The sequence below is a fragment of the Sutterella sp. genome (assembly GCF_052272535.1).
Lineage (GTDB): Bacteria > Pseudomonadota > Gammaproteobacteria > Burkholderiales > Burkholderiaceae_F > Sutterella.
In genome coordinates this window covers 1-10,135 of record NZ_DAVZJY010000072.1, presented here as the reverse complement: position 1 = coordinate 10,135, position 10,135 = coordinate 1, and the positions used below count along the sequence as shown (strand labels likewise).

Genomic DNA, 10,135 nt, shown 5'->3' with positions numbered 1-10,135 from the left:
CGTCGCCTTATATCCCCGCCATGAATGACGGGGCTTTACGGCTCGGTTTGGTAAATCTTAGGCGCGCACGAAAAAAGGGCGGCCTCTTCCAGAGAACCGCCCTTTCGCGCGCGCCCCTCAGGGCGCGTCCGCGTCATCGGCAGATTAGGCGAACTGCGCCTCGGCGAACTTCCAGTTCACGAGCTTCGTGAAGAAGGTCTCGATGAACTTCGGACGGGCGTTGCGGAAGTCGATGTAGTAGGCGTGCTCCCACACGTCGAGCGTAAGGAGGGGCTTGAAGCCCTCTGCAACGGGCGTGCCGGCGTTCGAGGTGTTCTGGATCGCGAGCGATCCGTCGGGCTTCTTCACGAGCCAGGTCCAGCCGGAGCCGAAGTTGCCCGCGGCCTGCTTGGAGAAGGCTTCGACGAAGGCTTCATAGGAGCCCCAGGTCTTTTCGATCGCGGCGAGAAGCGCCCCTTCCGGACGGCCGCCGCCGTTGGGGGTGAGGCACTGCCAGAAGAAGGAGTGGTTGAAGTGCTGGGCGGCGTTGTTGAAGAGCCCGCCCGAAGAACCGCGGATGATCTCTTCGAGGGACTTCCCTTCCCACTCGGTGCCCTTCACGAGGTTGTTGAGGTTCGCGACGTAGGAGCGGTGATGCTTGCCCCAGTGATACTCGATCGTCTCGGCGCTCATCGCGGGGGCGAGGGAGTCATGCGCGAAGGGGAGCTCGGGCAGTTGGAATTCGATCATTTTGGTCTCCTTTTTATGGGATCTTTGGTGCCGATGATCATAACATCGGGATTACCCGCCCCCTTCGAGCCAACTGCATCAGGGCTCTGGAAAATTGTTGCGAAATAAGTCTAATTTATCGTCGCTATTCTTTTGATAGCCTCACTGTCTCTCCGGGCGCGGCCGGCCGCAGGTTCACCGCACGGACGTCGGCTGCGGCCGTACCGTCGGCGAAGACGAGTTCGACCTGATCGCCCGCCGAGAGCATCGCCGCCGACGTGGCGAGTCCGTCCCTGCGGCGCACGCGCACGTAGCCCGCGCGCAGCGGCCGATCCGGATCGGAGAGCGCAAAGGCCGAGGCGGCGGAATTGAGCCGCGCCTCGAGGAGGTCGGTCTTCACCGCGGGATCGGGGCGGCGGAGCGCCGCGAGCTCGAGCGACCGGGCGGCGTCGGCGAGAACGCGCGCGACCGCGGCGGGAAGCCGCTGCGCGGGCCCCGCGAGCATGCGCTCCCGGCGCTCGAGTCCTTCAAGCGAGAGGCCTTCAAGGCGGGTGAAGAGCGTCTCGAGCCTCTTCTTCTGCGAGGAGAGGACCTGTTCGGGGTCGCCCATGAAGCGCGCGGCGCGATGGACGCGCTCGATGCGGGGCGCGAGGAACTGCTCGGCCGGCGTGAAGTTGTCGCCGAGAAGCGCGAGCCGTGCGGCAAGCGCCTCGATGCGCGCCAGAGGATCGGGCAGGTGGTCCGCGGCCGTGTCGAGCCGCCGCGCGAGGTCCTCCATCTGGCGGCGCGACGCGCGCTCGAGCGCCTCGCGGGACTTCTCGAGGCGCTTCAGCCAATGCACGAGATCCGGTCCGATCGACTCGGCCGCCGCCGTCGGGGTCGAGGCCCTGAGGTCGGCCGTGAGGTCGGCGATCGTCACGTCGGACTCGTGGCCGACGCCGGTCACGACCGGCGTGCGCATTGCGGCGAGGGTGCGCGCGAGCGTCTCGTCGTTGTAGGCCTGGAGGTCCTCATAGGCGCCGCCCCCGCGCACGAGGAGCACCACGTCGCAGCCCGCCCGGTCGGCGCAGCGGAGCGCCCGCACGAGCGCGGCCGGGGCGTCGGGCCCCTGGACGGGCGACTCGAAGAGGATGCACTCCACCCAGGGCGTGCGGCGCCGCAGCGTCCGCTCCACGTCGCTCCAGGCCGCGGCCGCCGCGCTCGTCACGACGGCGACGCGGCGCACGAAGACGGGAAGCGGCTTCTTTCTCTCGGCGCGGAAGAGCCCCTCGGCCTCGAGCTTCGCCTTGAGGGCGAGAAAGGCCTCATAGAGCCCGCCCTGCCCGGCCGGACGCCAGGAGTCCGCGACGAACTGCAGCCGCCCGCGGGCGGGATAGATGTCGGCGCGCCCGCGCACCTCAATCCTCTCGCCCAGCGCGAAGAGCCGCCCCGCTCCGCGGGCGCCGCCGAACTGCACGCATTCGATGAAGCCCCGCTCGTCCTTGAGGCTGAAGTAGAGGTGCCCCTGGGCTGAGGGCTTCACCTGCGCCACCTCGCCCGCGAGCCAGAGTCCGTCCACGACGCCCGTGAGCGCGTCCCGGAGACGCTCGAGCGTCTCGGAGACCGTGAGGGGCTTCTCCCGCCGAAGGGCCGCGCGCTCAAGGGCCCGGGCGCCCTGCCCGTCCCCTTCGTCGGGTTCCCCCCGTCGCTCCTGCGCGTCCCACGGGGCGCGTCGGGGAGCGGGCTCGAGGAGCGCCGCCGTACCGCGGAAGGCGGGCGTGCGGCCGTCGGCCGGATAAGTCCGCGCCCCATCGCCTGCGGGGGGCGGCGGCATGAAGCCCGGGCGCCGCAGGCTCGACGAACTCCGCGAGGGCGCGGGCGCGGCGGTGAAGGACTGCGCGGCGGCCTTCCGGGCGGGCGCCGGCGCGGGCTTTTGAACGGACTTCGGAGCCGGTTTGGAAAACGCCGCTCCCGCGCCGCGGCCGGCTTCGCGTTCGGCTTCGGCAAAAAGCCCTTCGAAGAAGGCGTCGTCCGCTCCGGCGTCGGGAAAGGCGGCGGGCGAACGGGGCGCAGTGCGTCTCGGCATGGCGTGGATCCTCAGGAGGAAATGAGCGTTCGGTGCGGGATTATCGCCCGCGCCGCAGGCCCCTGCGACGCTTGTGGACAAGCCAGCGCGGTTTTCCACAGGCCGCGCCTTCAGGGCGCCACGCCCGCAATCCCCATGACGGCGGGCTTCACAAGTAGAGAAGCACTCACTCATCCACAGCCCGTGCGGGAAAAATGCACAACTGCATAAAATTTAGGCAGTGGAAAATTTTCAAGGCGTTATAGGTGATTACACCTATTCTCCCAAAGTTGTCCACATGTCTTTCCACGGATACAGGGGAGAAGCGCACGCACGCCGCCCTCTCCGCCTTGTCCACAGCGGGAGGCGCGCCGAGGCCGCACGGCGCCCCCGCGGTCCCGAGGATCATTCCGGCCCCCTATTTGCACCGAAGCGGTTACTGCCGCAGGGAGTCCGGGGCTTCACCTCCGGATCATGCCGGCGGCATCCCGAGGATTTGCCGCGGAAAACCGCCCCTTCTCCCCATTCTGTCCACAGAGTTGTACACAGGCCGCACAACCCTTTCCGGAGGCCCTCGGGGAAAGGCGCGGCGGCGCTTCCGGGCGCCGGCCGCACACGCCGCCCCGGGGGGCGGCTATCATTATTTTTCTGCACTGCACTTCCGCGGCGGCAGGAGCGTCCGACGCCCCGCCGCCGCACCATCTCCTCCGCATATGTCTGACGACAAACCACCGCGAAGATCCGCGGCCCTCACCGGGATCCTTCTTCACACGAACTTCTCGACGAGCGCCGCCACATGAGCAACCATCCCCGGCTTGAATCCTGGGTGCACGGCGTCTGGTCCCGCCGGGGCCCCACCGCCTGCCTTCTCTATCCGCTCTCGCTCATCTACTGGGCCGTGAGCGCCGCGCGGCGCCGCCGCACCGTCCCGAACCATCTGCCCGTGCCGGTGGTGGTCGTGGGCAACATCTACGTGGGCGGCACCGGAAAGACCCCCGTGACGATCGCCCTCGTGCGCGCGCTGCGCGCCCGCGGCTGGACGCCGGGCGTCATCTCGCGCGGCTTCGGCCGCGCCGAGGACGGCGTGCGTCTTGTCACCCCCGACTCCGACGCCTCGGAAGTGGGCGACGAGCCGCTGCTCATCGCCCGCGAGTCGCTCGCCCCCGTGGCGGTCGGCCGCGAACGCGTGAAGGCGGGGCTTGAACTCCTGCGCGAACACCCGGGCGTGAACGTCATCCTCTCGGACGACGGCCTGCAGCACACCGCGCTCGCGCGCGACGTCGAGCTCGCCGTGATCGGCGCGCGCGGACTCGGCAACGGGTGGCTTCTTCCTGCGGGGCCGCTGCGCGAACCCGTCTCGCGGCTCGACGACGTCGACGCCATCATCCTCAACACCACGACCGACGTGGTGGTCGAATCGCGCACGCCGCGCTTTGCCGCCTCGAGCTGCTTCGGCCCCTGCCGGCAACTCGCCACCGACGCGGTGAAGGACATCGACACGATCTCCGAGGAGCTGCGCGAATCGAAGGGCCGGGCGCTCGCCGCCGCGGGCATCGCGAGCCCGGGGCGCTTCTTCGCGATGGTGCGCGGCCACGACATCGACTGCGCGGAGCTCGAATTGGGCGACCACTTCGACTTCTCGAAGAACCCCTTCGCCGGGCGCACCGAGGACGTGATCCTCATCACAGGCAAGGACGCCGTGAAGTGCGCGCGCATTCCGGAAATCCACAACGATCCGCGCATCTGGGTGGTGGGGCTCGAGGTGGAGCTCGACCCCTATCTTGTGGACCTCGTGGACGAGCGCACGGCTGAAGCCGCGCGCCGGCTCGGGCGCCATCCGGAAGCGCACAACGACCGCATCGACTGAGGCCCTCCTGCGGCCGAAGGAGTCCAATATGAACCAGCGCATTCCTGAATTTCTCGTCTGCCCGTGTTGCCGCGGGCGACTCCTCGCCCGCACGACCGAAGAGGGCTCGGGCGCCTTGGAGGAGCTCGTCTGTCCCGCCTGCGGCCTCGGCTTCGCGGTGCTCGACCACATTCCGATGATGGTGCCGCACGACGCGCGCACCCTCCCGGAGGCGGAGGCCGAAGCGTGGCGCCTCAAGGCGAAGCGCCTCTCGGGCGCCGCCCCCCGACCCAACGACGAAGGAAATAGTCAATGAGCTTCACGATCATCATCCCCGCGCGCATGAAGTCCACGCGGCTGCCTGAAAAGCCCCTCAAGGACATCCTCGGCAAGCCCATGATCGTGCGCGTCGCCGAAGCGGCGCGCCGCACGAAGGCCTCCCGCATCGCCGTCGCGACCGACCACGAGGCCATCCTCGAAGCGTGCCGCGCGGCGGGCGTCGAGTGCGTGATGACCTCGCCCGACCACCCCACCGGCACGGACCGCCTCGCCGAGGCGGCGCGCCTCCTCGGGCTCGGCCCCGACGAGATCGTCGTGAACGTGCAGGGCGACGAGCCGCTCATGCCCGCCGACGTCGTCAACGACGCAGCGGAGCTTCTCGCCCGCCGCCCCGAATGCGCCATCGCGACCGCCGCGCACACGATCCACTCGGTCGAGGACTTCATGAGTCCCAACGTCGTGAAGGTCGAGCTCGACCACTGCGGCAACGCCCTCACGTTCTCGCGCGCCCCGATCCCGTGGCCGCGCGACGCCTTCCGCGCCGACCCCACGAAGCTGCCCGAAGGGTTCCGCGCGCTCCACCACCTCGGGCTCTACGCCTACCGCGTCGCCTTTCTCGAGAAGTTCCCGACACTCCCGCCCGCGCCCATTGAAGAGGCCGAGAGCCTCGAGCAGCTCCGCGCGCTCTGGAACGGCGAGAAAATCGCCGTCCTCGTTCTCGACGCGGCGCTCCCCGCGGGCGTGGACACCGAGGCGGACCTCGAGCGCGTGCGCGAGGTCTTCCGCCGGGCCGCGGCGCAGTAGTCCCCTCGAGGCGGCCGCACCCAGGGCGTCCGTCGCCCTGCGAGCGGCTTTTTCCGCCCGCAGGGGTACAATCGGGAAAATTCCCTTCCGGACGGACGGCGCGCGCCTTGAATGAAGGCGGGCGGCACCCTTCGTCCGCACACACATTCAGGAGATCAACACAATGCGTCTCATCCTCATCGGACCGCCGGGCGCCGGCAAGGGCACGCAGGCGAAGTTCATCTGCGAGAAGTTCGGCATTCCGCAGATTTCGACGGGCGACATGCTGCGCGCCGCCGTGAAGGCGGGCACCCCGCTCGGTCTCGCCGCCAAGGCGGTGATGGACAAGGGCCAGCTCGTCTCCGACGACATCATCATCGGCCTCGTGAAGGAGCGCCTCGAGCAGCCCGACTGCGCCGCGGGCGCCCTCTTCGACGGCTTCCCCCGCACGATCCCGCAGGCCAAGGCCCTGCAGGAAGCTGGCATCCCGATCGACTACGTGCTTGAGATCAGCGTCCCGGACGCCGAGATCGTCGAGCGCATGTCGGGCCGCCGCGTGCACCCGGCCTCCGGCCGCACCTACCACACGAAGTACAACCCGCCCAAGGTCGCCGGCAAGGACGACGTGACGGGCGAGGACCTCGTGCAGCGCGACGACGACCGCGAGGAAGTGGTCGCCAAGCGCCTGAAGGTCTATCACGACCAGACGGAAGCGCTCGTGGGCTTCTATGAAAGCCTCGGCGCATCGGGCGCCCCCGACGCGCCGAAGTACCGCTCGATCTCGGGCCTCGGCTCGATCGACGCGATCACCGCCCGCGTCTTTGAAGCGCTGAAATAACGCTTGGGCCGCCCCACCGGGCGCCTGAGAGGACCGCAGGAACGCACTTCCCACGGTCCTTTTTTTTCGTCCGCCCGAAGCGTTCCGTCATGCGGGAAAACCCTTTTCTTCCCGGGTTCTCCCGCCCTCAACCGCGGTGACGATAATGGACGCACTTTGACTACCCGAAGGGGGCGGCGTGCAGGCGCTCCGTCCTCTTCCGGAGAAGGAACTTGATCGAGATGCTCAAACACACCTTCGCGCGCACCGCGCTCATCGTTGCGGCGGGCGCCCTCGCCCTCGGCTCCATCGGCACGCTCACGGGCTGCGCCGCGACCACCTCCGCTTCGGCCGTCCCTGCGTCCGAAGCCTCCGCCAAGCGCAAGACCGAACCCGTTCGCATGCCGATGCCCGTGATCGACGCCTTCCGCGGCAAGGGGATCTTCTACTTCGACGACAACGTCCGCACGCAGCTCTTCATCCGCGACGAGATCGCCGTGAACGGCCGCTGGGACGTGCAGGAGAACTTCCCCCTCGGGAGCCGCCACGGCTTCACCTGGGGGTCCGGCGCGGTCGCGATCCTGCGCGACGGCGCGCCGCTCGACGCGCAGCGCCCGATGTTCATCACGCTCGACCCGCAGCGCAACGTCCTCATCCACTTCGAGGGGGGCGGCGCCAAGCCCTTGACGCTGCGCGTGCGGCTCGAGGCCTACGACCTCTCCGAGCTCCCGATCGGCCCCTACCTGAAGACCCGCCAGGGCACCTCCACCGCCGCGGGCTACTTCATCGGCAACAGCTACGTCTTCCCGAAGGGCGCGGTCGGGTACCGCGCGGTCCTCTCGATCGACCGCAACGAAGTGCTCGTCCCCACGAAGACCGCCTTCACGGGGTCCGATTCGATCGAGAACTTCTCGAAGCGCTTCACGAAGGAGATCCCCTACTGCCTGCGCTACATCCCGGGCACCACGGCCGAACCCGCGGGCCTCAGGTTCGCCGCGCCGATCGTGAAGAAGACCAAGCGCGTCAAGCGCCGCGTCGAAGAGGTCGCTCAGTCGGGCGAGGTGCAGGTGCTCCCCGTGAAGAAGGGCACGATCTTCTGCGCCGCCGAAGGCAAGACGCAGCTCGCCTCCGCCCGCTGGAACCTGCGCTGGGTGAACGGCACGCGCGTTCTGGAATTCACCTTCCCCGACGAGATTGAGAGCGTGAGCTACGGGCTGCTCGACGAGCACAAGCGCGCGCTCCACCTCGCCTTCGCCGAAGAGAAGGTGAAGGCCGGGCGCCGCACCACGGTCAAGGTGCGCCCGGCCGCCGTTTGGCTCGCGGGGCAGGAGATCCGCGACGCGCAGTGGCGCTTCAACGAAACCGCCGCGGACGCGATCTCGGACGCCATCAACCGCACGAAGGCCGAGCGCCGCGCCTGGGAGGCCGAAAACGGCAAGACCCGCTGACGCGCCCGCCGTCTGGTTCCCGCCGTCCGTCTTCAGAGCCGCCCGGAGCACTGCGCCCCGGGCGGCTCTTTTCGTTCCGCAGAGGCGCGGTGGAAGGCGCCGCCCCCCTTGAAAATGGCCGTTTCTCGACAGCACTTGTCCGTCCCGAAGATTCCTACTTCCTAAGGCTTAGCCCAGAATGATCTGGCGCTCCGGAAGGCCGCCCGCAGGCGGACTTTCAGAGCCGCTGGACCTCACAAGAGAAAAGAAATCAAAGGAGACGAACCATGCAGAGACGAGAACTCGTCCGCTCCGGTCTCATCGGCGCCGCCGCTGCGGCCGCCGCCGGCGCCGCGGGTGCGGCGCAGGCCAACGAGGGCGCTCAGAAGAAGCGCATCACCGAGGACTGGGACGTCGTCGTCGTGGGCGCGGGCTTCGCCGGCATGTGCGCCGCGCTCGAAGCCGCCGAACAAGGCGCCAAGACCATCCTGTTGGAAAAGATGAACCGCCCGGACGGCGCCACCGTCTATTCGTCGGGTTGGATCGCCGCCGTCGGAAGCCGCTTCCAGAAGGGCCATCCGGAAGATTCGCCCAAGGCCTTCTTCGAGGACATGATGCGGCTCTCGCACCACTGCTCCGACCCAGAGCTCATCAAGGTCTATGCCGAGGAGTCGGGCGCGGGCATCGACTGGCTCGCCGACCACGGCACGCCCTTCTATCTCTGGGAGAACCTTTCCGCGCCCGAACTCTCGCGCTGCCTCATCAGCCCGGGTGAAGGCATCACGGGCGGCAGCAAGTTGCTCCGCTGCCTGATGGACGCCCTCGCCAAGAAGGGCGTCGAGATCCGCTACAACACGAAGGCCGTGGAGCTCGTGAAGGACGACTGCCTCAACGTCGAAGGGGTGTCGTGCATCACGCCCGAAGGGCGCCGGGACTTCCACGCCCGCGGCGGCGTCATCCTCACGACGGGCGGGTACGGCGCCAATGAAGCGATGGTCTGCAAGTACATCGGTCCCTGGGCCTCGCGTCTCATCGTGCGCGGCTCGCCCTGGATCACGGGCGAGAACATCCTGATGGCCGAAGAGGTGCAGGCGCTTCTCGTCAACATGGACCAGTTCTACGCGGGCCCGATCACGCCGACGGGCCACTGCAACCCTTCGCCCCTGATGCACGCGGGCTACGGCATCCAGGTGAACACCAAGGGCAAGCGCTTCGTCCCGGAAACCTGGCTGCAGGTTCCGAAGGCGAAGGCCATCGCCGAGAGGACCGAGGACAACCGCAGCTTCATGCTGATCGGCGCCGACGCCGACAAGAACGCGCAGATCCTCACCAACACCATCAAGCGCTTCGCGCGCCTCGGCTTTGAAGTGATCAAGGCCGACACGATCGAAGAGGCCGCGAAGAAGGCGGGCATTCCTGAAAAGGCCCTCGTCGAGACGGTGCGCGAATTCAACGCCGCCGTGAAGGCCGGCAAGGCGAAGGAGCTCGATCCCCCGTATGAATACGATGAACCGCATGCGCTCGAGACCGGGCCCTACTACATGATCCCGGCCGCAGGCGGCATGGCGAGCACCTTCGGCGGTCCGAAGATCAACAAGGACGCGCAGGTTGTGAACTTCGAGCGTCGTCCGATTCCGGGCCTCTACGCGGCGGGCGCCGCCGCGGGCGGCGTCTGGGTGTACGACGACATCGGCGGCAACCAGTTGGGCGGCGGCATGGTCTTCGGCCGCGTGGCGGCGCGCCACGCCGCCCGCCGCGCCAAGTCCCGCCGGAACGCCTGATCTCACTCGAAGAGGAATACGCCATGCAGTTCAATCATTTCGCTGCCGCCGTCCTCACCGCCGGCGCGCTTGCACTTCTTTCCATTTCTCCGGCCGGAGCGGCCGACGGGAAGTTCCTCGCCGACCGTCACGTCGAGCGCGGCGTCGCCTGCGCCTCGTGCCACGGCACGGACGCCCCCAAGCCCGGCGCTCAGGTCTCGACGGCTCAGTGCAACACCTGCCACGGGTCGCTCGACGCCGTCGCCAAGCGCACGGCGAAGCTCGATCCGAACCCGCACTACAACCACCTCGTGGGGCTGGACTGCGCGGAGTGCCATCGTGGTCACGCGAAGAGCGTGAACATGTGCGCCCAGTGCCACAACATCAAGTACTCCGTGCCTTGATCGAAGTGGGGGAAGGTTGAAGCCTCTCCGGCGGCGGCCCGCGGTTGCAGACCGCCGTCGGGGACCC

9 protein-coding genes are annotated in these 10,135 nt (G+C 68.3%); 7 read left to right on the top strand and 2 right to left on the bottom strand.

The genetic code is table 11. From position 1 onward, the window contains the following. Window positions 1-144 precede the first annotated feature (144 nt). Window positions 145-726, bottom strand: a complete 582-nt coding sequence (locus ACT6Y9_RS05275) for a superoxide dismutase (RefSeq protein WP_443743756.1) — start codon at window positions 724-726, stop codon at window positions 145-147. Between the two features lie 127 nt (window positions 727-853). Beyond that, the gene (gene xseA, locus ACT6Y9_RS05270) at window positions 854-2,773 is read right to left on the bottom strand and encodes an exodeoxyribonuclease VII large subunit (RefSeq protein WP_443743755.1); all 1,920 of its coding nucleotides are present in this window, start codon (window positions 2,771-2,773) and stop codon (window positions 854-856) included. A 775-nt stretch (window positions 2,774-3,548) separates the two neighbouring features. On the opposite strand from xseA, the gene lpxK reads away from it, so the two are divergent. The 7 genes from lpxK (at window position 3,549) to ACT6Y9_RS05235 (ending at window position 10,068) form a co-directional block, all read left to right on the top strand. Then, complete coding sequence (lpxK, locus tag ACT6Y9_RS05265; RefSeq protein WP_295480979.1) at window positions 3,549-4,619, top strand: tetraacyldisaccharide 4'-kinase; 1,071 nt, start codon at window positions 3,549-3,551, stop codon at window positions 4,617-4,619. Between the two features lie 28 nt (window positions 4,620-4,647). Further along, window positions 4,648-4,914 carry a Trm112 family protein gene (locus ACT6Y9_RS05260; RefSeq protein ID WP_443743754.1) on the top strand — a complete coding sequence of 89 codons (267 nt, stop codon included), beginning with the start codon at window positions 4,648-4,650 and terminating at the stop codon, window positions 4,912-4,914. Continuing rightward, a complete protein-coding gene (gene kdsB / locus ACT6Y9_RS05255) occupies window positions 4,911-5,681 on the top strand; it encodes a 3-deoxy-manno-octulosonate cytidylyltransferase (protein ID WP_295480981.1) in 771 nt (256 codons plus the stop codon). The genes ACT6Y9_RS05260 and kdsB overlap by 4 nt, the downstream gene beginning before the upstream one ends. Before the next feature lie 163 nt (window positions 5,682-5,844). Next, entirely contained in the window at window positions 5,845-6,498 is a 654-nt protein-coding gene (gene adk / locus ACT6Y9_RS05250; RefSeq protein ID WP_443743753.1) for an adenylate kinase, read from the top strand. Between the two features lie 221 nt (window positions 6,499-6,719). Continuing rightward, the gene (locus tag ACT6Y9_RS05245) at window positions 6,720-7,925 is read left to right on the top strand and encodes a hypothetical protein (protein WP_443743752.1); all 1,206 of its coding nucleotides are present in this window, start codon (window positions 6,720-6,722) and stop codon (window positions 7,923-7,925) included. A 266-nt stretch (window positions 7,926-8,191) separates the two neighbouring features. Further along, the gene (locus tag ACT6Y9_RS05240) at window positions 8,192-9,685 is read left to right on the top strand and encodes an FAD-dependent oxidoreductase (protein ID WP_443743751.1); all 1,494 of its coding nucleotides are present in this window, start codon (window positions 8,192-8,194) and stop codon (window positions 9,683-9,685) included. A 23-nt stretch (window positions 9,686-9,708) separates the two neighbouring features. Continuing rightward, window positions 9,709-10,068 carry a cytochrome c3 family protein gene (locus tag ACT6Y9_RS05235; protein WP_443743750.1) on the top strand — a complete coding sequence of 120 codons (360 nt, stop codon included), beginning with the start codon at window positions 9,709-9,711 and terminating at the stop codon, window positions 10,066-10,068. Window positions 10,069-10,135 lie beyond the last annotated feature (67 nt).

Excerpts from the sequence above, each read along its gene's own strand:
- xseA (WP_443743755.1), bottom strand. The coding sequence starts at position 2,773 with ATGCCGAGACGCACTGCGCCCCGTTCGCCCGCCGCCTTTCCCGACGCC.
- lpxK (WP_295480979.1), top strand. The coding sequence starts at position 3,549 with ATGAGCAACCATCCCCGGCTTGAATCCTGGGTGCACGGCGTCTGGTCC.
- ACT6Y9_RS05260 (WP_443743754.1), top strand. The coding sequence starts at position 4,648 with ATGAACCAGCGCATTCCTGAATTTCTCGTCTGCCCGTGTTGCCGCGGG.
- kdsB (WP_295480981.1), top strand. The coding sequence starts at position 4,911 with ATGAGCTTCACGATCATCATCCCCGCGCGCATGAAGTCCACGCGGCTG.
- adk (WP_443743753.1), top strand. The coding sequence starts at position 5,845 with ATGCGTCTCATCCTCATCGGACCGCCGGGCGCCGGCAAGGGCACGCAG.
- ACT6Y9_RS05245 (WP_443743752.1), top strand. The coding sequence starts at position 6,720 with ATGCTCAAACACACCTTCGCGCGCACCGCGCTCATCGTTGCGGCGGGC.
- ACT6Y9_RS05240 (WP_443743751.1), top strand. The coding sequence starts at position 8,192 with ATGCAGAGACGAGAACTCGTCCGCTCCGGTCTCATCGGCGCCGCCGCT.
- ACT6Y9_RS05235 (WP_443743750.1), top strand. The coding sequence starts at position 9,709 with ATGCAGTTCAATCATTTCGCTGCCGCCGTCCTCACCGCCGGCGCGCTT.